Source organism: Paenibacillus sp. FSL P2-0089 (genome assembly GCF_038595095.1).
GTDB lineage: Bacteria > Bacillota > Bacilli > Paenibacillales > Paenibacillaceae > Paenibacillus_AQ > Paenibacillus_AQ silagei.
This window is the reverse complement of the sequence record NZ_CP152006.1, coordinates 5,268,780-5,294,448: the sequence shown is the minus strand read 5'-3', so window position 1 is coordinate 5,294,448 and position 25,669 is coordinate 5,268,780. Positions and strand designations below refer to the sequence as shown.

At 46.3% G+C, this 25,669-nt stretch carries 25 protein-coding genes and 1 pseudogene; 15 read left to right on the top strand and 11 right to left on the bottom strand.

Features of this window, described 5'->3' with window-relative positions:
• Positions 1-258 precede the first annotated feature (258 nt).
• From NST69_RS22120 to NST69_RS22100, 5 genes are read left to right on the top strand one after another with little or no spacing between them, the layout of a single operon-like run.
• Positions 259-2,226, top strand: a complete 1,968-nt coding sequence (locus NST69_RS22120) for an AraC family transcriptional regulator (protein ID WP_342547130.1) — start codon at positions 259-261, stop codon at positions 2,224-2,226.
• 17 nt (positions 2,227-2,243) lie between these two features.
• Positions 2,244-3,269 (top strand): iron ABC transporter permease, encoded by a 1,026-nt coding sequence (locus tag NST69_RS22115; RefSeq protein ID WP_342547129.1) that lies wholly within the window; start codon positions 2,244-2,246, stop codon positions 3,267-3,269.
• Positions 3,266-4,279, top strand: a complete 1,014-nt coding sequence (locus NST69_RS22110; RefSeq protein WP_340752396.1) for an iron ABC transporter permease — start codon at positions 3,266-3,268, stop codon at positions 4,277-4,279. The genes NST69_RS22115 and NST69_RS22110 overlap by 4 nt, the downstream gene beginning before the upstream one ends.
• A gap of 9 nt (positions 4,280-4,288) precedes the next feature.
• The gene (locus NST69_RS22105) at positions 4,289-5,146 is read left to right on the top strand and encodes an ABC transporter ATP-binding protein (protein WP_342547128.1); all 858 of its coding nucleotides are present in this window, start codon (positions 4,289-4,291) and stop codon (positions 5,144-5,146) included.
• A complete protein-coding gene (locus NST69_RS22100) occupies positions 5,143-6,867 on the top strand; it encodes an ABC transporter ATP-binding protein (protein WP_342547127.1) in 1,725 nt (574 codons plus the stop codon). Before NST69_RS22105 ends, NST69_RS22100 begins: the two co-directional genes overlap by 4 nt.
• Before the next feature lie 166 nt (positions 6,868-7,033).
• On the opposite strand, the pseudogene NST69_RS22095 reads toward NST69_RS22100, so the two are convergent.
• The 3 genes and pseudogenes from NST69_RS22095 to NST69_RS22085 form a co-directional block, all read right to left on the bottom strand.
• Positions 7,034-7,359: pseudogene (locus NST69_RS22095) on the bottom strand (aldo/keto reductase); the annotation flags it as partial.
• A 51-nt stretch (positions 7,360-7,410) separates the two neighbouring features.
• A complete protein-coding gene (locus tag NST69_RS22090) occupies positions 7,411-7,632 on the bottom strand; it encodes a DUF2642 domain-containing protein (RefSeq protein ID WP_341170308.1) in 222 nt (73 codons plus the stop codon).
• A 120-nt stretch (positions 7,633-7,752) separates the two neighbouring features.
• Entirely contained in the window at positions 7,753-8,046 is a 294-nt protein-coding gene (locus NST69_RS22085) for a phosphatidylinositol kinase (RefSeq protein ID WP_342547126.1), read from the bottom strand.
• A 257-nt stretch (positions 8,047-8,303) separates the two neighbouring features.
• Between NST69_RS22085 and NST69_RS22080 the strand changes: the two genes are divergently transcribed.
• Genes NST69_RS22080 through NST69_RS22060 form a run of 5 tightly spaced genes read left to right on the top strand, consistent with a single transcriptional unit; the run spans position 8,304 to position 13,176 of the window.
• The gene (locus NST69_RS22080) at positions 8,304-8,621 is read left to right on the top strand and encodes a PadR family transcriptional regulator (protein WP_342547125.1); all 318 of its coding nucleotides are present in this window, start codon (positions 8,304-8,306) and stop codon (positions 8,619-8,621) included.
• Positions 8,618-9,178 (top strand): DUF1700 domain-containing protein, encoded by a 561-nt coding sequence (locus tag NST69_RS22075; protein ID WP_342547124.1) that lies wholly within the window; start codon positions 8,618-8,620, stop codon positions 9,176-9,178. The genes NST69_RS22080 and NST69_RS22075 overlap by 4 nt, the downstream gene beginning before the upstream one ends.
• Positions 9,168-9,926: a DUF4097 family beta strand repeat-containing protein gene (locus tag NST69_RS22070; RefSeq protein ID WP_342547123.1), complete on the top strand. Its 759-nt coding sequence runs from the start codon at positions 9,168-9,170 to the stop codon at positions 9,924-9,926. Before NST69_RS22075 ends, NST69_RS22070 begins: the two co-directional genes overlap by 11 nt.
• A gap of 58 nt (positions 9,927-9,984) precedes the next feature.
• Positions 9,985-10,761 carry an ABC transporter ATP-binding protein gene (locus tag NST69_RS22065; protein WP_342547122.1) on the top strand — a complete coding sequence of 259 codons (777 nt, stop codon included), beginning with the start codon at positions 9,985-9,987 and terminating at the stop codon, positions 10,759-10,761.
• A gap of 3 nt (positions 10,762-10,764) precedes the next feature.
• Entirely contained in the window at positions 10,765-13,176 is a 2,412-nt protein-coding gene (locus tag NST69_RS22060; RefSeq protein WP_342547121.1) for an FtsX-like permease family protein, read from the top strand.
• A gap of 73 nt (positions 13,177-13,249) precedes the next feature.
• Here the strand turns inward: NST69_RS22060 and NST69_RS22055 are convergent, their stop codons facing one another.
• The gene (locus NST69_RS22055; protein ID WP_342547120.1) at positions 13,250-13,792 is read right to left on the bottom strand and encodes a hypothetical protein; all 543 of its coding nucleotides are present in this window, start codon (positions 13,790-13,792) and stop codon (positions 13,250-13,252) included.
• A gap of 121 nt (positions 13,793-13,913) precedes the next feature.
• Positions 13,914-14,279 (bottom strand): Imm8 family immunity protein, encoded by a 366-nt coding sequence (locus NST69_RS22050; RefSeq protein ID WP_339250098.1) that lies wholly within the window; start codon positions 14,277-14,279, stop codon positions 13,914-13,916.
• A gap of 183 nt (positions 14,280-14,462) precedes the next feature.
• On the opposite strand from NST69_RS22050, the gene NST69_RS22045 reads away from it, so the two are divergent.
• Together NST69_RS22045 and NST69_RS22040 are read left to right on the top strand one after the other, a co-directional pair.
• The gene (locus tag NST69_RS22045) at positions 14,463-15,548 is read left to right on the top strand and encodes a discoidin domain-containing protein (RefSeq protein WP_339250097.1); all 1,086 of its coding nucleotides are present in this window, start codon (positions 14,463-14,465) and stop codon (positions 15,546-15,548) included.
• A 160-nt stretch (positions 15,549-15,708) separates the two neighbouring features.
• Positions 15,709-17,382, top strand: a complete 1,674-nt coding sequence (locus NST69_RS22040) for a GBS Bsp-like repeat-containing protein (protein WP_339250096.1) — start codon at positions 15,709-15,711, stop codon at positions 17,380-17,382.
• 134 nt (positions 17,383-17,516) lie between these two features.
• Here NST69_RS22040 and NST69_RS22035 read toward each other — a convergent pair whose 3' ends face one another.
• The 3 genes from NST69_RS22035 to NST69_RS22025 form a co-directional block, all read right to left on the bottom strand.
• Positions 17,517-18,188, bottom strand: coding sequence for an SOS response-associated peptidase (locus tag NST69_RS22035; RefSeq protein ID WP_339250095.1), 672 nt, complete (start codon positions 18,186-18,188; stop codon positions 17,517-17,519).
• Positions 18,189-18,316: 128 nt separating this feature from the next.
• Positions 18,317-19,120: a hypothetical protein gene (locus tag NST69_RS22030; protein ID WP_339250094.1), complete on the bottom strand. Its 804-nt coding sequence runs from the start codon at positions 19,118-19,120 to the stop codon at positions 18,317-18,319.
• A 36-nt stretch (positions 19,121-19,156) separates the two neighbouring features.
• Positions 19,157-20,248 carry a cohesin domain-containing protein gene (locus NST69_RS22025; RefSeq protein ID WP_339250092.1) on the bottom strand — a complete coding sequence of 364 codons (1,092 nt, stop codon included), beginning with the start codon at positions 20,246-20,248 and terminating at the stop codon, positions 19,157-19,159.
• A gap of 616 nt (positions 20,249-20,864) precedes the next feature.
• Here NST69_RS22025 and NST69_RS22020 point away from each other — a divergent pair.
• The gene (locus tag NST69_RS22020; RefSeq protein WP_339250090.1) at positions 20,865-21,314 is read left to right on the top strand and encodes a hypothetical protein; all 450 of its coding nucleotides are present in this window, start codon (positions 20,865-20,867) and stop codon (positions 21,312-21,314) included.
• 122 nt (positions 21,315-21,436) lie between these two features.
• Here the strand turns inward: NST69_RS22020 and NST69_RS22015 are convergent, their stop codons facing one another.
• Entirely contained in the window at positions 21,437-21,745 is a 309-nt protein-coding gene (locus tag NST69_RS22015; protein WP_339250088.1) for a DUF6809 family protein, read from the bottom strand.
• A gap of 141 nt (positions 21,746-21,886) precedes the next feature.
• Between NST69_RS22015 and NST69_RS22010 the strand changes: the two genes are divergently transcribed.
• Complete coding sequence (locus tag NST69_RS22010; protein ID WP_339250086.1) at positions 21,887-22,267, top strand: hypothetical protein; 381 nt, start codon at positions 21,887-21,889, stop codon at positions 22,265-22,267.
• Positions 22,268-22,309: 42 nt separating this feature from the next.
• Here NST69_RS22010 and NST69_RS22005 read toward each other — a convergent pair whose 3' ends face one another.
• Positions 22,310-24,049 carry a HAMP domain-containing sensor histidine kinase gene (locus NST69_RS22005; protein WP_339250084.1) on the bottom strand — a complete coding sequence of 580 codons (1,740 nt, stop codon included), beginning with the start codon at positions 24,047-24,049 and terminating at the stop codon, positions 22,310-22,312.
• Positions 24,046-24,780, bottom strand: coding sequence for a response regulator transcription factor (locus NST69_RS22000; RefSeq protein ID WP_339250082.1), 735 nt, complete (start codon positions 24,778-24,780; stop codon positions 24,046-24,048). The genes NST69_RS22005 and NST69_RS22000 overlap by 4 nt, the downstream gene beginning before the upstream one ends.
• Positions 24,781-24,984: 204 nt before the next feature.
• Here NST69_RS22000 and NST69_RS21995 point away from each other — a divergent pair, with 204 nt between their 5' ends.
• Complete coding sequence (locus tag NST69_RS21995) at positions 24,985-25,668, top strand: type II CAAX endopeptidase family protein (protein ID WP_340950960.1); 684 nt, start codon at positions 24,985-24,987, stop codon at positions 25,666-25,668.
• Position 25,669 lies beyond the last annotated feature (1 nt).

The window sequence follows — 25,669 nt, the reverse complement described above, 5'->3', positions numbered from 1 at the left end:
CTCCAAACATTACCAGTAATACAAATTACGATCAATTTAAACATTTGGATATTTGTAGACAAAATGGATATTTCTTTTGTGACAATTCGCCAGAGCTACCTGAGATGCTTTGGAATCCAAAGCATAACGTCCGTTGTCTGCTCCCCCAATGTCACTTAATGATGATATACTTACCTTGAGTATTATGATAATGATAATCAAAATCATTTTAGGATCGGTATATAAATTGGGAAAAGTGAGATGAGGGAGCGCGGATTGATGCAAGAAGAAGCAGAAGCTAGACAGATATTTACATCAGAGATGATCGATACGATGGCCCGCATTTGGACACGTTCAATCATTACATTAATAGATGTACGCTTTCAGAATATAGCGTCCGCCTACCCTTTGGAGCAGTATAAAATGCCTAGCAGCATGTTTATCTATGCCTGTGGAGGGGAAGCGCAAATTCAACTGAATGAAACCACATTTGGAATGGAACGCTTCGGTCTAGTTCATGGCGGGAAGGGGAGCTTGCTCAGTATTTGGCCTAAAAGGGAGAGTGTGAAGACCTTTATGGTCTTTTATAAAGCGGAATCCCCTCTTTTCCACAAGAAGCACCTGCTGCAATTACTGGAGCAAGTCAATCCATTTGTTCAACAGTTTGGTTATACACCAAGTAATCCCATTTTGCTGCTCGATTGGTTTCAACAAATGTTGAATGACTGGAACCGCGGCAAGGCGATGGATCAGCTTCAGGCCAAGAGTTTTCTATATCAATTGATCCATAGGGTGTACAGAGATTTTGAGGGGGGCGAGATTCGCTATCTCCAGCCCTTTCCAGCCAGTTCTGCCAAAATATATCTAGATAAACATTACCGGGAGCCGATTATGTTCCAGGATATTGCCGCTATGTTTGGGATCAGTGGCGGGCAATTAACGCGGTTGTTCAAAAAGAAGGAAGGGATGAGCTTACAGGAGTACCTCATTCAGAGGAGGATTGAAGCTGCCTGTCATGACTTGAAGTATACAGAGGCAACCATTAAAGAGATAGCAACAGGATCTGGATTTGCTGATGAGAAGAACCTGTTTCGGATGTTTAAGAAGTATTACAAGATGACGCCGAGTGATTACCGGAAAATAAACGCACCATCCATGCAGGTTGATGGTATTGATAATGATTCTCATCTTCATTACAATGAGAGGGAACTGGCGAGTCTAGTCAAGTCTTATAGAGATGGGGAATCAAGCATGTTTGGACAAGTACGAAGTAAAGAAATGATCTTTGTGGCGGCGATGAGCCTGATGCTGTTGCTGACGGCATGTACGTCGGGGACGCCAGCGAATAATAGGGGAACGGTGAATCCGTCTGCGGAGACCGGGCAGACGACACAACCGGAAGTACAGGAGACGAAGGCTTCAGAAGCAGTCTCGCAGACCAGAACGATATCTACAGTAAAGGGTGATGTTGAGGTGCCTAGCAACCCTCAGCGTGTTGTAGTCGATTATCTGGTTGGTGATGTGGTAGCTTTGGGTGTCACTCCTCATGGTGTGGCGAGAGCGACAAAGGGCGAGACAGAGGCGGTGTATTCTACCGAGATTAAAGATTCAATTAACATAAAGATGGAGCCGGAAGATGTCATGACTCTTGAGCCTGATCTGATCATATTAGCATGGGGCGAAGAGAATTATGAGGATTTATCCAAAATTGCCCCGACCATTTATGTCCCTTATGGTGATATGACTACAGAAGAGCGTATCCATTTTATTGGCAATGTTCTGAATAAGCCGAAAGAGGCTGAGGCTGTTTTGAGTGCTTATGCTAACAAAATCGAAGAAGCGAAGCTATCCCTTAAGAATGCCGGCCTTGCAGAAGTGACGATTACGATGGGAGAATTCGGTGATAAAACGAACTCCATCGCTGGAGCCAAGCATGCGGTTGGCGAGCTTATGTATAATCAGCTTCAAATGAAGGCACCGTCAAAGGTTCAAACTGATATTATTGATGCAGATAAATATTGGGGACAGATCTCAATGGAGGTCTTGCCCGCTTACATGGGAGATTATTTGATCGCCTTAGGAGATACAGAAGTTCCTGCTGATCATGCGGTTTGGAAATCACTACCCGCTGTGCAGCATAATCGGATCGTAACGGTAGGTTCATCTCTATCTTGGTCCACGGATATAATGACTTCCAGTGCATTAATTGATCATATTGTCAATCAACTGCTGGCATTAGCTAAATAAGGGGATCTGGAAATACGATGAAAAACAAGCCTGAACAAAATCGCCGCGGGTTGGTGAACTTCACCATGTACATGGTGGTAGGGCTTGGATTAACGGTTCTCATGTCAGCGGCGTCGATTAGCTTTGGTGCCGCTGACATGAGGTTAGCGACTGCATGGGAGGCTATTTTCCGATTTGATCCAACGCTCACTGAACATCAAATTATTCAAACCCTACGTCTTCCGCGTACCGTAGCCGATCTGATCGTCGGATGTAGCCTTGCGGTTTGTGGTGCGATCATGCAGGGGACAACCCGCAATCCGCTGGCCGACTCCGGGCTGATGGGGATCAGCTCCGGGGCAGCATTCGCGATTGCGCTATGCCTGGCCTTTCTGCCGGGGTATTCGTATGGGCAGATGATGCTGTTTGCTTGTCTGGGAGCAGCGCTCGCGACCGGGATCACGTACTTCATCGCGTCACTGGGCAAGCGCGGGATGACACCTCAGCGGCTGGTGCTGGCAGGGCTGTCCATCTCCATGCTGTTTGGAGCACTCAGTCAGTATTTGGCGATCAATTACAACCTGGGCCGGGCCTTGGCATTCTGGACCGCAGGCAGTACAGCCGGGGCCAAGTGGGAGGAATTACTGATTATCTCCCCTCTATTTGTTGGTGGTGTACTGCTGGCGTTGGCGCTGGCTCCTTCTGTTACACTGCTTAGTCTGGGGGATGATGTGGCAAGTGGACTCGGTATCCGCAGCGGACTGGTCAAGGGGCTGTCGACAATTACCGTGCTCGTGCTGACTGGATTGGCTGTTGTCGTGGTTGGCCCAATCGGTTTTGTGGGTCTGATTACCCCGCATATTGTACGATACATGGTCGGTGTCGACTACAGGTACATTATTCCGGCTGCTGCGCTATATGGTGCGTTGCTGACCGTATCGGCCGATCTGGCTGGCCGTTTGATCAATAGGCCGTTCGAAACACCGATTGGCATTATTTTTTCGATCATTGGTGTGCCGTACTTTCTCTTCCTGGCCCGCAGGCAAAGGAGGGAATTCGAATGATCAAGCAGCGTTATACGGTGCAACGGGGTATCCTCGTCAATGTAGTGCTTATGGTGCTCATCCTTATGTTTGCTGTCATTAGCATGAATTCCGGTAAGATGAATCTTTCACCGCTGGAAGTGCTGAACGTTCTCCTGGGTAACGGCACCGGTAAGCAAAATCTGATCCTGTTCGATTTTCGGATGCCACGAATCGTACTGTCGATCTTGGTAGGTCTGGGAATGGGTGCGGCTGGGGTCGTGATGCAGAGTTTGCTGCGCAATGACATGGCTAGTCCGGGGACACTGGGGATTAGTTCAGGATCGGGTTTGTTTGTCCTGTTCTTCGTAGTATTCATCGCATCGGCAGGAAAAAGTTCCTTCATTGCCCTGCCGCTGCTGGCCTTTGTTGGCGGCCTGCTGGCGGCGGGATTGATCTTCTTATTATCGTATCACCGTGGGCGAAACCTCTCGCCAATCGGTCTGATCTTAACCGGGGTCGCACTCGGAAGCGGGTATGGGGCGCTGACCACCTTCCTGACACTCAAGCTGGACGATTCGCAGATGGACTTCATGCTAAATTGGCTGGCGGGGAGCTTGTGGGGCGCTGATTGGCGCTATATTGCCGTACTGGCACCATGGGTCTTGATTTTAATCGGTTATATTTTCTACAAGTCCCGGATGCTGAACACCCTCCATCTGGGCTATCAGACGGCAGAAGGGCTGGGACTTTCCGTGAAGCGGCAGTTTTTGGGGTTGTCGATCGCTGCTGTTGCTTTATCCTCTGGCAGTGTGGCTGTTGGCGGAAGCTTCTTCTTCGTTGGCTTGATCGCTCCGCATATGGCAAGGAAACTGGTCGGGCCCGATCACAAATTACTCATTCCGGCTGCCAGCCTGACCGGCGGATTAGTCGTGGTGCTGGCTGACACGATTACGCGCACGGTTAACCTGGGGGGAGATGTGCCGACGGGAATCGTCATTACGGTCATCAGTGTTCCGTACTTTCTTTATTTACTAGCGAAGGCCAATTAGGAGGACGTCATGGAAAGTATTACAGCAGAGCAAATTGATATTGCCTATAATGACACACTTATCGTCAAAGAACTGGATTTGCAGATTCCGCGTGGACAGATCACCTCGATTATTGGTCCCAATGGATGCGGCAAATCAACCGTACTCAAGGCAGTCGGCCGGCTGCTCAAGCCGAATAATGGTACGGTCTATCTGAATGGTGCCGATATCCGCACACTGTCCACCAAGGAAGTCGCCAAGCAGATGGCGATTCTGCCGCAGACGCCAACCGCACCGAGCGGCTTGACGGTCGGCCAATTAGTCGCCTATGGGCGTTTTCCTCATCAACGGGGTTTCGGCAAGCTCTCCAAAGAGGATAAGCAAGTAGTCACCTGGGCGCTATCGGTTACACAGCTTACAGCGTTTGAGCATCGTGAGGTCGATACGCTCTCCGGCGGTCAGCGTCAGCGCGTATGGATTGCGATGGCGCTCACCCAGCAGACCGATCTGATCCTGCTGGATGAACCCACCACTTATCTGGACCTGGCGCATCAGCTCGAAGTGCTGGAACTGCTCTATGAACTGAATCGCAGTCAGCAGGTGACGATTGTGATGGTGCTGCATGACCTGAATCTGGCAGCGCGCTTCTCCGACTATATGGTGGCGATTCGTGAGGGCCAGGTGGTGGAGCATGGCTCGCCAGAGCGTGTAATGACGGTGCAGACGCTGCGTGAGGTGTTCGCTATTGATGCCGAGATTATGCTGGAACCGCGAACAGGGCGGCCGGTGTATGTGACGTACGAGCTATTGCGTGATAAGCGTAGAGACCAAGCAGCAGATCAAGGATTCCTGCAAGCTAAGGAACAGAAGGAGTCGATTGCCACATGAGAACCGCATGGCGTGTCCTGATGGGCGCACGGAAATACTGGCTGCAGTTAGGCATTGGATTTGCCGGTATCGTGATGGCCACGATTGCCGGGTTTTATTTGCCTTGGGCACTCCGCTCGTTGACACAATTGGCGACCGAAGGCAGCAGCCGGTTTGCCGCGGAAGCGCTGAAGATTGGTCTGTTGCTGCTTGGAGCCACCTGTCTGCAAGCCATCGGAACATCACTGGCCGGCTATATGAACCATTATGCGGCACTTCACTATGTGGCAGATTTAAGAACAAGATTATATAGCAAGTATCAGCAAATGAGCTTGCGCTATTTCCATCGAAGCCGGACGGGTGACTTGACCGGGCGCGTTGTGAATGATGCGATGGAAGCGGAAATTTACATTGCCCATGCCATTCCTGACTTTATCATCAACGGGCTTACCTTTATCGGAGTAGGCATCCTGCTCTTGACGATCAATGTGAAGCTGGCACTGATCAGTCTGATCACAATTCCGTTGCTGCTTGCGATCACGATATGGCAAAGCAAACGCTTGTCACCGCTATGGGGAGAGAATTCCAAGGCGCGGGGAGAGATTGCTGGCAAGGTGCAGGAGAACTTGTCGGGCATGAAGGAAATCCAAATTTTCAATCGGCAGGAGGAGGAGCGGGGCAACGTTTCCCGTCTGGCTATGAAACATACGAAGACCTATTTGCGTGCCAGTCTGTTCTATGAGACCTCTGTACCGTTGTTGGCATTTGTGACCGCGCTGGGCACCGTGCTTGTCGTGATACTAGGCGGCAGATTGATGGCAACAGGCGAGGTAAGTATTGCTGATATCATCGGATTCATCGCCTACCTGGGTATGTTTTATCAACCGGTAAAGTCCTTTTCCGGCTTAGTGGAAATGTCCGGGCGAGCTGCCGCTGGTCTTAAACGGGTATATGATGTGCTGGAAGAGGAGGAAGACATACAGGAGAAGCGAAATGCAGTCCATTTGCCGCGTATACAAGGACAGATATCCTTTCAGAATGTCACATTCGTATATCCGGATGGTGCTCCTGTACTAGAAGGGCTGAACCTGACTATTGAGCCTGGAAAGACGGTGGCGCTTGTAGGTACAACCGGTGTAGGAAAGACGACATTAGCCAGTCTCGTTAACCGGTTCTACGACCCGCAGACTGGTTCAATTCAAGTGGATGGCATCGACATTCGGGATGTAACCCTCTCCAGCCTGCGTGACAATATCTCAATGGTGCTGCAGGATACCTTCCTGTTTGACGGCACGGTGTATGACAATATCGCTTATGGATGGGCAGACGCGACCGGGAAAGATGTGATGGCCGCAGCGAAGGCGGCGAAAGCGCATGATTTCATAGCACAGATGGAGCAAGGCTACGATACGGTGATTGGTGAACGCGGTGTGAGACTGTCCGGAGGGCAGAAGCAGCGGATTTCGATCGCACGGGCGATTCTGCGCAATGCACCGATCCTCATTCTGGATGAAGCGACATCGGCGCTGGATACCAAGACCGAGCAAGAGATCCAGCAGGCGCTGGACGAAATATCGAAGGATCGCACAACACTGGTGATTGCCCATCGCCTATCGACGGTCCGTCATGCCGACCAGATCGTCGTGCTGGAGGGCACAGAGATTGCCGAGATGGGTACGCATGAGGAACTGCTGCGTAGCGGCGGCATTTATGCACGATTGTATGCGACGCAAGCTTCTTAAATGTAATCGGACGGTCTTCAAGGGTCAGGACCCCTAATTAAAGACACCAGAGTAAGAGGCCCATGCAACCCCGCATGGGCCTCTTGCTCCGTTCAATTCACTTCCCCCCACTTGGAATCGCTACCTCATGCCCAACGGTTGCGGCCATGCGGGCAGTTTTTGTACCCCAAGGCCGGGCCAGGACCCCACGAGACAGCGGACTGAAGACGATGGTCTGTATCCCTTCGTCGGCACAGAGCGGGATCATCTCGTTCTCTTCTTCGCGGGCGATTAAGTTGTAGTTGTGTTGCATGGAGATGAAGCGGGTCCAACCGTTCTGTTTCTGGAGATGCAGGGCCTTGGCGAACTGCCAAGTTCTCATTGTGGAGACGCCCTGCTGACACTTTCCTCGCTGGTACCGTGCGAATACAAATTAGCGGTATCGAAGAAGTTGATTCCTGCCTCAAGCGCATGTCTGATCACAAGTCGGCTGCCTTCCTCGCCCAGCGCCCAGCTAGGGTAACACTGAGGGGATCTCTAATATCGTAGCTCCCTCACAAAAATCTATTCTGGCATAATCCAGACAATCTCGCAGATTCGTACGAAAAACTTCCGGCCCCTGGTATCCAATACAACGTGGTCTGGCTTAACTTCCACTAAGCAGCCGCTAATCCCACCGCGAGTGGTTTCGAGCACCACCTGTTTACCTTTTACAGACATTAAGGTTTCTACTACATAGGGATCAATAGGATAGACCATGATTGCTTGCGGCATTTGTTGCTGCATTGGATATATTTGATTATTCAGCACTTTGTTACCTCCCGAATGGTTATACATCATCCTATGCTAATGCCCACATAAAGAACTGGGCGGATGCCCATGCAATAACGAATTCCCTAATCATTATTAAATAAAAAATGGAAGCAAGTACAAAGCTGTAATGGCACCAAAGGGGATCGGTCTTGGATAAAAGCGGCGGCGCGGGTAGAAACCCGGATAGTATCCGAATTGTCTGTAGGTTGTTGCGTTAGCAGGCATTCCGTTCATCTGGCCCACCATTTCATTGCTGGGAATGGCAAGTGTAACATAGTTCTGATCGATATGAGCAACAAACCCGTCGTGAGACTGACCATCGCTTGTAGTAATACCAACATATTTATTCATACAATTCCAGGCAACTTGTTGATAATTCGTTTCCATGGGTAAACCTCCTCAAATACTATCTCGTCAACAGTCTATGGACTATAACCTATATCCATCACGGCATATGCCCATAGCTTAAAAAATTCATAATGAATTAAGCCTAATTGTAACGAGAGATAAATGATGAGAATGGATATGAACGCAATCATAACTATTACCTCCAACTACCTTGCATTAAACAGTAGTGGATGGTAATCTTTGTATTAGTAACTACTGTGTATTACACAGTACTAAATAAAGCGTGGTGATAAGTATTGAATGTTCAGTTCAAGAAGGGTGTGCTGGAGCTTTGTGTTCTTGTTTTAACATCGCAGAAGGACCGTTACGGATATGAGCTGGTGGAGCAGATCTCGCAGAAATTCGCCATAGCGGAGGGCACGATCTATCCGTTATTAAGAAGACTGGCTACGGAAGGGTTATTTTCCACCTATTTATCTGAATCGGGCGAGGGGCCGCCCCGGAAGTACTATAAGATTACCGATGAGGGAAGGAGAGTCATGAACGGGATGATAGAGGAGTGGAATGCTTTTGCCATAGGAGTGCAGGAGATTATTGGGGGTGGATCGGAGTGAATAAAGAGGCCTATCTGGGTGAGTTGGCACGGTATCTGAAGCTGCTTCCTCCTGAGGAATGTGCTGAACTTATGGGGGAATTCAGGGAGCATTTCGAGTGTGCCCAATTAAGCGGGCGGTCAGAAGCAGAGGTGATCTCCAAGCTGGGCCACCCCCGGTTGATCGCCCGTGAACTACTGACCCAGTCGCAAATTGAGAGAGCGGACAAATCCCCAACGCTCTTAAGCGTTACGAGAGCGGTTATGGCAACGGTGAGCTTAGGATTGTTCAACTTAGTTATCGTTCTGCTGCCTTTTATCACCTCTTTGACTGTGATTGCCGGGGTGTTCGTCTTTGCCATTTGCCTGCTTATTTCTCCGGTTCTGTTAATTCTTCAGTATCAGTCGGTGGCGTTGTCTATCAATAGCATCTTCCTGATGCTGGGCCTGGTTGGTGTGGGACTGCTAGTAGCCCTTGGAACACTAAAGCTCACCCGGCTGTATTACCATCTTGTGATCCGGTACCTGAAGTATAATCTGACAGTTATTAAGAAGGATGTGACCTCTTTTGAAAAATAGATCCCGGAACGTAACCAGACTTGCTCTGCTCCTGATTGCTGCCGGAGTCATTGGAAATGCAGTGCTGTATCTGTTAGGCAATTCACCATTTAATTTGTATGAGCTATCGGTTGAACAACCTGTGCGGATGGACCAGACCACCAGCGTTCTTCTTCAGACAGAGATTGGAACGATTGATGTGGTTCCCATTCAGGGAGATGAGATCAAGGCAACCTTAGGCGGGAAGACGACCAAGGCATTAATGAAGGATTACAAGCTGGACATTACTCAGGATCAGGGGCAGACCCGGATTAAGGTGCTTCAAGACAACCGGTACCGCTTTTTTGACATCTATACGGAGCTTAAGCTCACGGTAGGGATTCCTGAGACCCGGCTAGACCAGCTGCAGGTGGTAACGGACTCCGGAAAAATAGATGTCGGCCCCGTCCTGGCGAAGGAATACCGGGTGGTAAGCGACTCAGGGGCTATCAAGCTGGATATAGAGGAGGGGATTATCCATGCTGAGACAGATACGGGGAAAATCACCGCCTCGATTGAGCGCATTAGTCAAGATATCCATGCCACCTCGGACAGTGGAGACATTACCATCCAGACAGCAGAAGCGCCTCAGGCGCTCCGTACTCAATTCTCTGCGGATTCTGGAACCGTTCAGGTGACGCTTCCGGGTTATAAGGATGGTTATATCGGTGAGGGAGGGCCACTTGTCAAGCTTATCTCTGACACTGGCAATCTTAGGATCGAACAGTAACAGTATTTAGGCGAAGAGCAGGAAGAAGAATATGATTGATTTTAGGAGGCGGCCTTGTGTGATAACACAGAATCCCAGGAAAGAAGTCTTAATCAAGACTGTTGATCTATGCAAAGTTTACTCCTCAGGCCATGAACAATTTCTCGCCGCCAAAAGCATTAATCTCGAAGTATACCAAGGTGACTTTACGGTGATTATGGGCAGCTCAGGCTCGGGGAAATCTACGTTGCTCTACCTCCTCAGCGGTCTGGACGGGATCACTTCCGGAGAAGTGATGTTCAAGGGAGAGCGAATCGATGCATACACAGAGAAGGAACTTACGGATTTCCGGTCCAACAAAATCGGCTATGTGTATCAATCGATCAATCTGGTTCCTGATTTCACTTTGCTGGAGAATGTGGCTTTCCCGGGGTACGTGGCTGGCCGCAGCAAAAGTGAGGTGAACGAGCAGGCATTAAGCCTGCTGCACAAGATGGAAATCGGGGCTCAAGCCGGACGCCTGCCGTCCCAGGTATCTGGAGGACAACAGCAGAGAGCGGCGATTGCCAGAGCGTTGATCAATTCGCCGGAAGTGATTTTTGCGGATGAGCCTACAGGGGCATTAAGCCAAGAGCAGGGTGCAGTGATTCTGGATCTTTTGACAGGGATGAACCAGAATGCTCAATCCATTGTTATGGTGACGCATGATATACACGCTGCATGTAGGGCGGACCGGCTAATCCTGGTCAAAGACGGCACGATCGATGGGATTCTGGAGCTAGGCAAATATGCACCGGAACAATTGAAAGCGAGAGAAAACCAAATTTTCATGTTCATGTCAGGGAAGGAGAGGTAGCGGATGTATGCGGTATGGAAGCTATGCTGGACGAACCTGAAGCATAAAAAAGTGCAAAACAGCTTCATTGCGATCATCATCATGCTGGCAGCCCTGCTCCTCTCAACGGCCATATCCGTTCTGAACAACACCAACCGGATGTATGAGAGTATGCATGACCAGTCCCGTGGCGCGCATCAAATATTGCAGCTGGAGAATGGCATCCATGATCCGGTTCAGGTACATACATGGTGGGAGGAGCAGTCAGGGGTAACGGTCTCCGATCTGATGCGCTACCGCTATCTGTCCAGTATGTCGCACGCTGGAGAAGAGATCCCGAATGTGGACTTGTTCATGATGGATGCGCCCGAAGGGCCTTTTCCCGTGGACCGGCTGCAGTTCGTCGAAGGGGAAGAACAGAGCACACCGGAAGCAGGAACGGCCTGGATTCCCACCTCGCTGGCGTATTCTAATGATATCCATGTAGGGGATTCGGTTGAATTCAAGACGGATGAAGGTGTCATACGGCTAAAGGTTGCGGCCGTCGTCGTGGATATTTCCTACTGTTCGCCATTTGCGACGAGCGGGAGAATCTGGCTGAATCATGAGGATTATACTAAGCATATGACCCTTTTGCCGGGCGAAGATAAGTATATGACCGGACTACGGTTTGAGGATTACAGCCAACATAGGGCCTACTGGGATAGATTCGAGCAGTCTCTCGGGACCCCTTATCTGGAGTCCGTTAAAGACTTCGAGAGCTTGTCTTCCTATTATATGATTGCGAATCAGGTGATCAGCTTCGTGATGATTTTTCTGGCTGCCGTCATGGTCTGTGTGGCCTTATACACCTTGGGATTCACGATTGCCGATGCCATCCTCTCTAACTATCGAACAATCGGGATTATTAAATCTGTCGGATTATCGTCCCGCAAAGTCATTATGGCTTATGTTGCGCAATACACCTTCCTGGCGCTCGTATCGGTCATTCCGGGGATTCTGGTCAGCAATCTTCTCTCCGGCACCATTGTTGCCAGTTCCATGGCTTATCTCAGTACAGGATCAGCAGGGATGAACGATTTATTCTCAAGTACAGGCCTGTGGACTGGCGCGGCTGTCGTTGTGGTTATTCTCCTCTCGGCCCTGCTGTTCGCAAATAAGGCACGTCATGTGGAGCCGGCCCAAGCCGTTCGTTACGGCATGTCCGAGAAGGAGTACTCCCACCAATCCGGGGGCAAGGGAACATGGACAAGAAAGCTCCTGCAGCTAGGTATTCTTCCCACCTCGATGATTATCGGGCTAAGAAGCGTCACCAAGAATATCCGGGGCTCGCTGCTGATTGTACTGATCTCGACGTTGTCCACCGCTGTACTTGTCTTTGGATTCCTGTTCGTATACAGTATTGCTTCCATCCATGGCACCATTGCCAAGTGGGGGTATGACTCGGCGGATCTGTCCATAAGAATCGATAATCCGGCTAAAATGACTTTTGAACAGCTGCAAGAAGAAGTCCTCTCTGATCCAAGGGTGAAGAATTACTCGCGGTACGGGGATGCCAATGCGGTTGTGCCGGTTCCCCAGAAGGATGAGGCTGCCATGAAGCAGGATACGATGGGGATCTTACTGACGGTGGCGGATGGGAGCTATGATGAAATAGGCTATGTGAATGTGGAGGGACAGAACCCTGTGTCTGCCAATGAAATCTCGGTTGGTGTGAATGTTGCCAGAACGCTAGGTATCCAAGCAGGCGATACAACGGATATTTATATTGAAGGGGAAAAACATACGCTGACCGTCACCGGGATCTACCAGGCAATCGCGAACATGTCTAATTCGGGGCGGATTACCGCCGACGTCATCAGAAATAGTAATCCGGGCTATGGAAGTGCGATGAACACCACTTTCATGAATCTGCATGAGGGGACTTCAACCGATTCATTCGTGAATGAATTGCAAGAGCGGTACGGCAGTGTAATCGGAATCGCCAGTCAGGCTTCGCTGGTGGATGAGGTATTCTCCCAAGCGGTCAAAATCATCGTGCTGCCAGTATCCGTTATGGCGCTGTTATTCATCATCATTACGTTCGTAATCATCTACAGTATCTGCCGGATTAATATGAAGAAAGAGAGCCGCACCTACGGCATCTACAAGTCCATCGGCATGACCTCCCGCCAGATCCGTCTATCGGAAACCACCGGAATCCTGGTCGTATCGGGGATCGGAGCTTTGGTAGGTATACCTTTAGGCTTATTAGGCCTGCCACCACTGCTGAACGTTATCCTGTCGGATTACGGGATTGTTAAAGTTCCGCTGATTATGAACGGGGGAGGCATCACTGCGATGATTCCCCTGAGTGTCATTGCCGCAGGATTGGGGTGTTGGGCGGCATCTAAGTCTATTCAGAGTGCTTCGCCGCGGGTGTTGGTGGTGGATTGAAAGTAGGGCCGGGCGTTCAGTCCGAAAGTATAGGCCGAAGCCCGTCAACCTTAACTGGTCGGCGGGCTATGGGTTACAGTCTTACGACACTGGACTCGCCGGTCGGCAGAGAATGATTTAAGCCTTGGCAGAAGTCCTTCATACCAAATGCAAAAGTGTCTTGAAAAGTTACAGCTGACAACTCACCATGAGCATCTATAAAGTTAAATATCATATAGTGACTAGTTTTCTTTTTATTTCCTATTCCGGACATTCCACCGACAATTGTTCCTAACCCAGGTACAAGAAGCGTTCCAATCATTGCACGACCCACAACGCTTTTGCTTTTATCGATCAATTCTTGCTCACTTTTAACTTCAGCGGCTCTGAATTGCGCCAGATATATTTCAAATCTTTGTCTGCCTGAATCAATAAGCACACGATCAGAAAATCTAAAAATTTTGCACTCGACACTTCCAATGCCAAGTCCCTCCACATGTTCTGCGAATACCCCCTGTAACGCTCCGATGCTTTTGGTTTGTTCTTTTAGCTCATTCCCTTGTTTAATTCCTTTTTTTGCTCCAAAAATAATACCAATAACGAGCACTACAATAAATCCCCAAATAAATAACATCATGATGAACAGCCCCTTATTCTGATAATAATTAGCAAAAATAGTCTATCAGAATAAGAGGGATAATACTATGCATTTTAAAATGAGCATTAAATATAAAGGCTCACGGGTACTTTTGGTTTTATTAATTTTGCGAAAAATGTTTGTAGTTCTTCATTTCATCATATTCCCAAGGAAAAAGCCTGTTAATTGACAATGCAGTTTGTTCCCAGTCATCCTTAGCACATTCCAAAATACTAACTTGAATACAATCTTTAATGGCTTTTAAGTTGAATTCAGGAACTACCACAAATCCTCTACAAATTATAAATGGTCTGGTACTTAGAAAATCCGCGATCCCTTGAGCAGTCCCAATTGTAGCATAGAATTGATCAGCACCAGTTAAATCTGCAGGACCAATGTCTAAAACTAAGGATACGCAAAAATCTCCGGTCACATCTCCTTCAGCAAAAACATGAACATCCTTTAGTTCTGGAATAATTGCCATCATAACTCCTTTCAAATTTACCAATGTACTAAATTCGTGCATTTTTGTTGGTTGATCTCTTGTTCAATTCCACAATTTACCTCAATAACTCTTAAGTTTATTGTAAATTTCTGTAGAGAAACAGACTGTTTGTTCGCCTTAATATGGTGTAGGCTTGATGCATACATATTAAAGGAGATGGATTTTTTGAAACGTTGGAAAAGTGTAATGATCAAGACGGTAATATCTTTCACTTTGGTACTATCAATGTTTGTATTTCAAAATCATGCGTTTGCTGATGCTGCTGGAGAAGTAGATTTAACGGATGGGTTACCAAATTCTGCGTTTTCAGCAAGTAGTGTTTGGAATAGACCGGGCGATACCCGGAACTTTGGCCCTGAGAAAGCATTTGATAATGTTTGGATCGAAAATAATGCTGGATTCTCTACTAATACGATAAAAAACGAATGGATAGCTGTTGATTTCGGTAAGGAACAATCCATTTCAAAGTTGAAGTATAAGGCTGATATATCATACGAATACGCATATGATTTGAAGGATTTTGTTGTGCAAGCCTCAAATGATAATTCGAACTGGGAAACACAATACTCAGGTACCGCAATAGGAATTGATACTATTCAAGAATTTGTATGGAAACCTACTGGTAGTTTCAGATATTGGAGAGTCCAATTGATCAATAATATTGGAAATAACAGCTATTGTATTATGGTAGGTGAGATGGAGTTAATCGGCTCTAAACAAGAGGCTCCATTAGATCTAGTTGCAGTAGGGAAAAATAAGATGGTTGATCTCACATGGTCACCTGTTACAGGTGCAACTGGTTACAATGTAAAGCGTGCTACCGATACAGGAGGACCATACACTTCAATCGCTTCCAATGTTACAGGTAACTCATACACGGATAATACTGTTATCAATGGTATGACTTATTATTACGTAGTAACAGCAACGGATGGAAATAGTGAAAGTCTGAATTCAAATGAAGCATCGGCTACCCCGCAAAAGGTTAATCATCCCGATCCAGAACCTTCAGGAGAACGAGCTATACTTACTATTACACTAACAACTGGTCTTGATAAAGAATATGATCTTTCGGCTGAAGAGGTCAGTGCTTTCTTGAATTGGTATGATGCAAGAGATACTGGAACAGGGCCAGCCAAGTACGCGATCAACAAACATAACAATAATAAAGGACCCTTTAGCGCCCGTAAAGATTATGTAATCTTTGATAAGATCCTCACGTTCAGCGTGGATGAATATTCAGCAGAATAACTTTTCTCATATTTAATCCTGTCAGTAATGGCAGGGTGTTTTTTTGCATTAAGGAAAATTTTCCTTACCTACATATACATAATGTTCCATTACAAATATAATGATAGTTACATCTGTATTTGCTGAATCTGTTTTCTTAACTTGTGGGAGGAATCTTAATATGACAAAAAGAATATGCTTGTCATTTTTATTACTAACGTTTTGTATGAGTATATTTTCATTTTCAGCACAGGCTCAAGTTAATACTATTACTAGCAATGGAAAATTAGTTGTTGATAGTACCAATACAACAAAAGATTATTTTGAAGTATCGGCGAGTGATATATGGTATATGGGGTGGCATAAAGCGGATAATTCTATTGATACTGGTCCTTATTTTGCTGTTTATAAAACCTCGGAAGGGTCAAATTCGGCAAAGTGGTACTCAATGCAAAAAGATAGTAGTAATGTGTATCGCTGGTCTTCAAAAGTATATTTTAACGATTTTTCTAACGCCACAGGTGAATACACAATAACTGTTTATCAAAATGGAATCGCGAATTATCCAGGACAAACGAGCGTGAAAGCAGAGTATTTTCTCGGCGAGCTTAAGGTTAATTATTTAGATGTCAGGACTAGTGAAACAAATACATATAAATCTAATTTCGACCTATATGCGAGAAATTTCCCAAATGTTCAAGGGGTATTTTATGCTGTCTGGAGAACTGAAGATGGAATAAATACAGCGAAATGGTTTGGGATGACAAAAGATTCCAGTGGTCAGTATGTAGATAATATTGATATACAAAATTTTGATTATAAAATGGGTGAATATCAAATTAATATATTTAAGACTAATGAAGATGGATCAAACAATCTCATTTCAAATACGAAAGTTAATGTAAACCCTGCAACTTCTAGCAACGAAACTATTAATGGGAATTCATTTCCTGTATATGCGTATAAGATTAACCCTAATTTAACAAGCGCTTATTTTGCTGTTTGGAAAGATGATGATGGAATAGATAATTCTAAGTGGTACGATATGACATATGATAATGTAAATAATCGTTGGAATTCAACGGTCAATATTTCAGACTTCAGCAATCGAGATGGAATTTATCATGTAATTGTTTATGGTGAGTTAGTGGATGGAACTTCAATTTTACTTGGTCAAGTTAAGATTAATATGTTAGCAAAACAGGTTCCTGTCTTGATGTACCATGAAATTGGTGATCCCAGTACTGGGGCTGTATCGGCAACGGATTTCGAAAAACAGATGCAGTACCTTAAAGATAATGGATATACCATGTTAACTTTTGATCAAATTGCTAACTATAAAAATTATGAGAAGCCCATCATTATAACGCTTGATGATGGTTACGCAAATAATATGCAGGCATATCAAATATTACAAGGAATGCAAACGAGTTCTTTCAATCCAAAAGCTACAATTTTTATGATTGGCTCGTATATTGATAATCCAAATGTTAATTATTTATCTGTTAGTCAAATGAAAAATATGAGTGATAGCGGGATTATTTCTTTTCAAAGTCATACTTACAACCATATCGATCTTCGAAGAACAGATGTAGATGAAGGTCTGGAGTATACGACATCAGCACAAAAAATATTTTCGATAACGAATAAGCCTGTCAACGTAATGGCATATCCAGTAGGTGGGTACAATTCAAATGTTATTGATACCATAAAAAATACTGGCTACTTATATGCGGTTACAACTGATAATGGTAAATATATTAGTACTAATGATTCTGAAGGGAATTACCAAATTAAACGAATTGGTATTTACGGGAGTTTGCCAATTACTGAGTTTGCTGAAAAAATTGAATAGAACCTAAAAGACATTACTTTATTGCTTATATAATACCCTGATTAAGATCGCCGGAAGCTGGTTCAGACGAGATTGATTTGAATTCAGAGCCTACTTAAAATAACCCGTCAGGCACATGCCCGGCGGGCTTGTTTTTATCCGATATCCTCAAGTAATTCTTCAGAGTTATTTCGCACATTACCTTCAGCCGAAGGGACTTTATAAACCCGTATTTTTGAGGCATCATATGGCCTCAGCAGCTTTAATAAGGATTCGATATCGTCATTATCTCTCTCCAGCCAATCGGCTTCATCCTCCGACCAGAGGATCACTGGCATACGGTCATGTATATCTGCCATCAAACTGTTTGGGGTTGTGGTGATGATGGTACATGTGCTGATTTTCTTGCCTTCCGGATCTTCCCATGTGTCATACAATCCGGCAAAGGAGAATATGTTGCCATCACTCATTAAAATTCGGTAGGGCTGTTTGGTGGAACCGTCCTTTTTCCACTCGTAAAATCCATCCGCTGGTATGATGCAGCGTTTGGACTTCAACAAACGTTTGAAAGCAGGCTTCTGCGCAACGGTCTCAGCTCGAGCATTAATCATCTTGCTGCCGACCTCGTCATCCTTGGCCCAGAAAGGTACAAGCCCCCAACGAAGCTCCTCAAGACGTTTGCCATCGTTAGTCGCGATCACTGCTGGGATGTTATGCATAGGTGCGACATTATAGTTTGGCTGAAGGGTAGCTGTTTTGCTATCATCTATTAGGTAATGGGATAGTATCTCTTCCAGGGTTATTGTGATTGTAAAGCGTCCACACATGTTATCCACCTCCAAACATAGATGCCTTTATGATAATCATTAAATGGCGTGTTCAAACAAAAAACTCCTCTATCCAATTATAGCTCTTGGCTACTTTGGATAGAGGAGGTAAGTGTTGGGACTACTTATTAGGTTGTTGTATACTCACTTACTTCAAAGGTTAGGATTTTGTCGAAAACTACATAATCTTTACGTTTTTTGAAAGGGCCTTTGTTATTCGTGTGCTTATCAATTGCAAACGAGCCTGGGCCTCTGCCTGCATCACGGGCATCATACCAGTTTACGAATGCTTCAACTTCAGCGAATGGAAGGTCGTATTCCTTTTCGGTGCCGTTGATAAACGTAACTGTAAGCAGCGCTCGGTCACTTGATGGTTGTTCTGGTGTCGTAGTTGGCTTTGGCGTTGCAGTCAGCACCGGCGTTGCTGAAGGCGTTGGTGTTACTGTTGCAGTAGGCTCCGGAGTAGCTGTCGGTGAAGGACTAGGTGTAGGAGAAACTGTTGGTTCAGGCGTAGCTGTCGGTGTTGCCGTTGGTGTCGGCGATGGGTCTAGAAGGGGGTTGGTAGTCGAAATGTTCGTAGTGTTTCCAGTGCTTCCTGTTGAGCTAGTCCACGACACATTTGTAAGAGTAGCTCCTGCATTAAGTGTTACTTGCATGTATCGCATAACATATATCGAATGCGCATTTATAAAACTACCACTTAAAGGCACGGGCGAACCAACTGGAGTACCGAAAAATAGCTTCCCATTAATATCAAAAAATTTAAGATCTGTTCCAGTACCTGTACCGGTGAATTTAAAATTAGCTATATCTTGTCCATTACTACCAAAATCAATATATACCGTACCTGGACCAACACTTGCAAAAACACCTTGTACAGGCAAAGCAGCAAACATTAACACTAAAGCTAACAATAGTTTTAACTTTCTCAATTATTACACCCCTCATATACATTTTGTTAGCGTTCTTTAGGTATTAGGTAAGTAATCCGGATTATTCAAAAGCTGATCAACAATAAATAGCAGGTCATCATCATTCACATATTCATCACCGGCTTGCTGAGCATTATACTTTACCGGATCAACATCGGGGGCGAAATACTTGAAGTATCTGGCATCAATTGCAAGGTCAACAAGGGTGTAAGTACCTGACTTGTTGACGTCCGTTGCCTCAATGATGACACTGTCTTCCAGGCAGTTATCTCTCTCCAAGTCATATTCCTCTTCGGTATCCGCAATCCTCGCTTTAGTTGCATCGATAATGGCTGTGCCTTTGGATTTGGCCTTAAACTTGAGCTTTACGACAACTGTGTCTTTGTTTATGCCGTATTCTTCGCCTTGACTGGCTACTACAAAGCGGACGGCGCCGTTTTGATCTATGGGTTTATTGTATACTTTATAACCATTTATCTCTTCAAATCCGAGATACTCTAAATGCTCCTTGTCATACTTCACTTCAAAATCTTCAGCATAAATATCCTTCACGTTTTTTAGTGATATATCTGCAGTGAACTCCTTGCCTAAACCGATTTTTTCTGGAGCAATATTTACATCAAGAGTTGGTTTCAATGCTGGTGTTGGAGTAGGGTTTGATGTAGGTTCTGGTGCTACCGTTGGTGTTGGTGTCGGTGTGGCCGTTGGTGTAGGCGTTGGCGTTGATGTTTCCGCCGGCGTTATAGTTATGAAGACATTAACAGAACTTGCTCTATTAGTACCAGTTAATATTATTTTATTGATATTTTGATACGAACCCACTGATATTACATTATTGTATCCCACGGTACCTATAGGATAAGTCCCAGAATCAGTAATAATACTTACATTAACTACATTAGGAGAACCGTCACTACCAGTGTATGATCCTCCTGCACCTTGTAGCTTGATTGAACTTGCATTAATAGGCTCAGATGCAATGAGCTCATTAGTGTCGTAATTGCGAACAGTAGTGGTGCCACTGTATACTGTTCCATCAAATTGTAAACCAGTAATTGACGGAGAAGCAAATGCAGTAGTTGCTACAAAGCACATGAATATTGTTAAGAACATAATGATTTTTTTCATATTAATCTCCTCACATAATGTTTTTCATAAGTTATTTCTATAACCATTTATGTATCCGACAACTTGATAGTTTCTTTTCTCCTTTCATTGAAAAATATGTATTAATGTTGTAATGTTGCTTGACTATCCTAAGACGAAAAATGTAATTCGTCTAAACATTAATTCTTATATTTGGGATATATAGATTGAAGACATTAAAAGTACATAATTATGGGAGTTAACGCATATAATCAGGATTATTTAGAGAGCATTTGTTTGATTTAAATGCAAACAAATGTTCTTTTTTGGATTTGAAGAATATCGGTCATGAGGATGAGAACCGGTCAAACAATAGAAATTATATATCCGGATAAAGTCAGGCAACGAACACAGCGGAAATTGAGGTACTCGGGATTCGGTCATGGACCCCAAGGTTAACAAAAGCAGTAGTCGAACAATGTTGTAATTCAGATGAGAATTATGACAGAAGGTCAGGTTAGGTTAGCTTTCTTGCAAGAAAAGCGGGCTATCTTTCCTGTGATTTTCTTTTTTTGAAATAACTCCTCGATAAGTTGTGAATAAATTCACATTTTAGAATTAATACTACATTTGCATTTAACTAAGGAGGTTGATTGAAGTGAGTGATAAAGTTCCAGGCTTCCCGGATAAATCTGATTTTGATCAAAGTAAGCTTCACGAAGCAACTGCAAGTTGGGATTTCCATCGTGATCCAGGCACTGGCGGAAAAAACTATGGGGAAGATCTGAAGGCTCCAAATGGTACAGTAGTAGTGGATTTCAACACACATATTGATGCCGACCATAACACCAAAGGAGGGGCAGATATACACGCTTACATTGAAGATAACGGTATGTATAGAATTCCTAGAGGTGTTCATGTAGGTCACAGACTGACGCCTGGTTCTATTGGAGGTCCAGGAGCATCCTATAAAGGGGAAATTACAATGACAGTTGTAAGTGATGCGGATTGGTGGCCTGTGGCAACCAAAGGCCCACATAAATTAATCAATTACAATAAAATAAAAATCCAGTCATGTTCTATGGCTGGATTTTTAGCTAGATCATAGATCTGATAAGGAGAAGCAGGATTTAAATGAATATAAAAGTGTGAGGAAACAGGGATGGCTTTAAAATGGAAATGTGACTATAAATGCATCGGATTCTGGGACCAATATCCTGTTAACTACTCTTAGCTTTGTCTGGAAATGCACTCAACCTGCCAGCAGGCCCCCTCCCCCGATAATACCTCCACCATAATCCCCGCTCCCAAGCGAAATCCATGCTTGAAACTAGCCGCCAACTCCATGCCATGAGTTTGGCCATACAAGTCTAACAGCGCTTCTAATTCGTCGAATTCTTCCGCTGAAAGCCGCTTCTTCCAAACCTCTATGATGTCATATGTTCTTTTTCTTAAAATGGAGTACTGTGGGGCATCGGGTATGATATTTTCATCGGGATGCAAGTTGCCGTGATACAGGCTCTCTAGAATACTATCCACTTGCTCATCTCCTTCATTGTTAAAGTACTTTGTGTTCAACAATAAAAGATATAAACTGGTATATCTACAGAGTATACTCTACAGAAGGATGGAATTGTTTTCTGAATCTTTCAACATCAGTATTTTTAAACGGAGGTACCCATGAATAAGAGAAACCTACTCCTTTCATTCATTCTTCTATTTGTTATTGCCTACATCGCGTTTGGGGCATGGATATCGCATGATACCAAAATCATATTAGAAGAAGCGATGAAGAAGGACGCTGATATGATCTACATGAGTCCTTCAGTATACAGCAAAATAAATCCTGTTGAACGCGGGATGACATCTGATGCTTTTGAGTATCATTCAAGCTCTCATCATATCGGCTTTGTATTGCCGCTGCACTTCTTCGCAGGTTCAAAGGTATATGTAACTCAGAAATATGAAGATAATAATTTTGCATTCAAAGAACCTGTTCAGTTAACGCTGAAATTAAAATCCGGGAAGTGGTACGCGACCAAGGTTAGTATTCAGCCTTAACGGGAATAAGGGCACCAGTTCATTAGAACTGGTGCCCTTATTTTAGCATGGCAAAACAATCTCAAACTCCGTGCCCTGCCCGATTGTCGAATGTACCTTAATTTCCCCGCCGTGTGCCTCCACGATGGTCTTGGCGATGCTCATGCCGAGGCCGGAGCCGTCGGTGGATTCCTCGGTGTTGGTTCCGCGGTAGTAGCGGTTGAATAGATGATGCAGTGTTTCCTCGTCCATCCCTTTTCCATTATCGAGTACCCGAATGCAAGCTTTATCGTTGACGCGGGCAAGAGTGACGGTAATAGTTGTGCCGGGCGGATTATGCTTGACGGCATTGGACAGCAGATTGTCCATCAGCCGCTGTAACCAGGTTACGTCTGCCTGTATGAGCAGGGAATTCTCTTCCCCGGTGTACTGAAATAGATACTCAGACATAGTGGCGTCATTGACGTACTTTAATACGGAGCGGCGCACCAATTCTGTCAGATCTGTCTCCCGGCGCACCATGATGGAATCGCTCTGCTTAAGCTGATGGATCAGGGAGAAGTCGGAGATCAGCTCCAGCATGTAATCCCCTTTTTCCCGGATGGTCGCGCCCATGATCCGCATTTCCTCTTGGCTCCATTGCTCAGGCAGCTTCTCCAGCATATACCCGTAGCCTTGAATCGTGGCCAGGGGTGTGCGCAGATCATGGGAGATCCCTGACATCCACTCCGCTTGCTCCTTCTCCAGCCTCTTGCGGTCCCTCTCGATTTGCGCCAATTGATGAGTCATCTGATAAAAGGCTTGAATCACTTCCTGATAGAGCCTGTTGCGGGTTCGCATAGTGCCATTACGGCGGAAGACCTTGCGCTTGTCCTTGGCGGTCAGCACCTCATCGTACTGGCCCTGGCCCATCCGTTCGAACCAGCCTGCGAACAGAATCAGGGGCCGCCCGAAGCGGTAGCCATGCCAGATGGAGACCGACAGCGCGAGGATCAGGATCAGCACGGCAGTCCAGATGAGTCTCGGCGTTACATTTTCCAATACAGGATGCTTCAGGGGGAGTCCTGCTGCATGGGGCGTGTAGACGATCCAGGTCATTCCGCTCAGCTCGTCCCGGTGGGCCGCAATCCCCGCGTCATAGTTGTCTGGAGATTGCTGGATGGCGAGAATGTCCAGGGGCCGATATGCTTTTGGTGCATACGTCTGATCACCAATGCCTTGTACGGTGTTACTCTCAGAATCAATCACTTGCAGATAACTGCCAGTCTCCCGAAGCTGCTGTTCCAAGAGGGGAACGGCTTCACTTCTTATCCTTCCTTGCTGTCCGTAAGCGTTGAACCACGCCGTGAGCTGGTCCAGGTCAGGGGTTGGATAGCCGAGTACATATAGAAGCGGGTCCTGAAACGAGAAGTTCAGTTGTGTCTGCACAGCATAAGCTCCCAGTCGCCGTGTCTCCTGGATATTGAGCAATTGAGCAGTGGAGTAGGAGGCAGGGAGTGCAGGGTAGGGAGTTGTATTGATACTGTAGACGACCTCTCCTTCGGCACTAACTACCTGCAGCCACATCTCTTTCTCCTCAATAAGCTTGTTCCACTGGGAGAAGATGTGAAGCTTCCCGTCTTTGTACTGGGCTTCTTGGGCAATCTGCTCCAGGACGCCAACCGGAAAGTTCCGGCGGATCTCATTGCTGGTCATGTTCTGGAATAACATGATGCAGGCAGCCAAGGCAAGGGTCACAATCGCTAGAGCATAGAAAATCAACTGATACGTGAAATGGAAGGCCATGCGCTGCTGGATTTTCATCGATCCCCCGGCTCCTTCACCAGCTTGTAGCCGAGTCCGCGTACCGTAAGCAGCAGCTTCGGGTCGCCGGGATCGATTTCGATCCGCTCCCGGATGCGGCGGATATGCACCATCACGGTCGAATCATCGCCCTGGCCGTTGATGCCCCATACCTTGTCGTAGAGCTGGGTTTTGGAGAAGACGATTCCGGGATGCCGGCAGAAGTGCAGTAATAGCTGGAAGACCTGTGCAGGGCAAGGAATAGGCTGTCCCTCTACAGTCAACTCACCCTCCGCCTCGTTAACGGTGAAACGGCCGAACCGGTAAATTCCTGCATCGGGAACCTTCGCAGCAGCGGACGCCAGGACTTCCGGCTCCAACCGGCGTATGCGCGCTTGAATTCTTGCGGCCACCTCCAGGGGGTTGAAGGGCTTGGTGATATAATCATCCCCGCCCATGGCGAAGCCTCGTAGAATATCGAGATCAGTGGCCTTGGCTGTCAGGAACAGGATATAAGGATTCCCGTATTCGCGGATCTTGGAGCAGAGCTCCAGCCCACTGCCGTCGGGAAGCATGATGTCGAGCAGGACGATATCGGGGACCACGCGTTGCACCAGGCTGATAGCTTCAGCACAAGTGGAAGCCCCATATAGTTGTTGAAAACCTTCGCGGCGAAGCACCATTTGCAGCATGGTGATGATCGAAGGTTCGTCGTCAATGATCGCGATTTTAATCGCGGATAGATTTGGCATTTTGTCACCCTAGTTCAAAATAGCATAGTTATCTTAACAGAACCTAAACAGCGGGGACAAAATTAAGCCAAAATTCAGCGTTTCGTTTAAGTTCCGTTCCGGCGGGGTTGGTAGGATAGGTCTGAGCAGCACAATAGAGCTTCGATGAGAAGAGTAGGAGGAAAATAGTATGTGTATAAATGGTCACGATCTGGGGGAATGGCAATGAGCAGCCCTTCCATGTCTGAAATGACTCACACCCGGCCCGGCTGGCCGGAGATTCTAACTGCACTGTCCCTCTATATGATCGGCGTCGTATTCCTTGGTGTCTGGATGCTTCAAATTCCTGATGAGCAAGCCATCTTGCGTATTAATATCGGTGGGGCGGGCAATGGTCTGATTGGCTTCCTGGCTCTGTTTGCAGCCTACGCCCTGCGGATTCGCAATTTACGTGCTTTCGGGTTTCGGAGGACGGAGCGGAAATGGCTGCTGGTGGCGGTCGTCATCGGGATTGCCGCGTTCGGGGGATGTTTTGTGATCGAAGGGATCTATTATCACTTTATTACCGAGATCAACACCCAGGCAGACTTCCAGACAGCAGCGCAAGGCGGTCCGCTCTCGCTCTTCATTCTGATTATCACCGGGGCCATCCTCACGCCGCTCAGCGAGGAATTTGTCTTCCGCGGCGTCATTGCCAATGCCCTGAACCGTTATGGCCCATGGGCCGGAATCGTAGGCAGCGCTGCAATCTTCGGCGTGGTTCATGGATTCACCGTGATCCTGTTAGACGCATTCATGGTCGGCGTTCTGGTGGCATACCTGTTCCGCAAGACAGGCTCCATCTGGCCGGGAGTCGTGGTGCATATTGTGTATAATGGCCTTAATCTTCTCTATTATTCTACGTTGTAGA

Bases quoted from the DNA above. Each gene is read 5' to 3' on its own strand.
- NST69_RS22090 (WP_341170308.1), bottom strand. From the start codon at position 7,632: ATGCAGCAACAAATGCCGCAAGCAATCATGGTCTATCCTATTGATCCC.
- NST69_RS22100 (WP_342547127.1), top strand. From the start codon at position 5,143: ATGAGAACCGCATGGCGTGTCCTGATGGGCGCACGGAAATACTGGCTG.
- NST69_RS22025 (WP_339250092.1), bottom strand. From the start codon at position 20,248: ATGAAAAAAATCATTATGTTCTTAACAATATTCATGTGCTTTGTAGCA.
- NST69_RS22050 (WP_339250098.1), bottom strand. From the start codon at position 14,279: ATGATGGCAATTATTCCAGAACTAAAGGATGTTCATGTTTTTGCTGAA.
- NST69_RS22005 (WP_339250084.1), bottom strand. From the start codon at position 24,049: ATGAAAATCCAGCAGCGCATGGCCTTCCATTTCACGTATCAGTTGATT.
- NST69_RS22120 (WP_342547130.1), top strand. From the start codon at position 259: ATGCAAGAAGAAGCAGAAGCTAGACAGATATTTACATCAGAGATGATC.
- NST69_RS22115 (WP_342547129.1), top strand. From the start codon at position 2,244: ATGAAAAACAAGCCTGAACAAAATCGCCGCGGGTTGGTGAACTTCACC.
- NST69_RS22010 (WP_339250086.1), top strand. From the start codon at position 21,887: ATGAATAAGAGAAACCTACTCCTTTCATTCATTCTTCTATTTGTTATT.
- NST69_RS22110 (WP_340752396.1), top strand. From the start codon at position 3,266: ATGATCAAGCAGCGTTATACGGTGCAACGGGGTATCCTCGTCAATGTA.
- NST69_RS22085 (WP_342547126.1), bottom strand. From the start codon at position 8,046: ATGGAAACGAATTATCAACAAGTTGCCTGGAATTGTATGAATAAATAT.
- NST69_RS22000 (WP_339250082.1), bottom strand. From the start codon at position 24,780: ATGCCAAATCTATCCGCGATTAAAATCGCGATCATTGACGACGAACCT.
- NST69_RS22040 (WP_339250096.1), top strand. From the start codon at position 15,709: ATGACAAAAAGAATATGCTTGTCATTTTTATTACTAACGTTTTGTATG.
- NST69_RS22105 (WP_342547128.1), top strand. From the start codon at position 4,289: ATGGAAAGTATTACAGCAGAGCAAATTGATATTGCCTATAATGACACA.
- NST69_RS21995 (WP_340950960.1), top strand. From the start codon at position 24,985: ATGAGCAGCCCTTCCATGTCTGAAATGACTCACACCCGGCCCGGCTGG.
- NST69_RS22035 (WP_339250095.1), bottom strand. From the start codon at position 18,188: ATGTGTGGACGCTTTACAATCACAATAACCCTGGAAGAGATACTATCC.
- NST69_RS22055 (WP_342547120.1), bottom strand. From the start codon at position 13,792: ATGATGTTATTTATTTGGGGATTTATTGTAGTGCTCGTTATTGGTATT.
- NST69_RS22060 (WP_342547121.1), top strand. From the start codon at position 10,765: ATGTATGCGGTATGGAAGCTATGCTGGACGAACCTGAAGCATAAAAAA.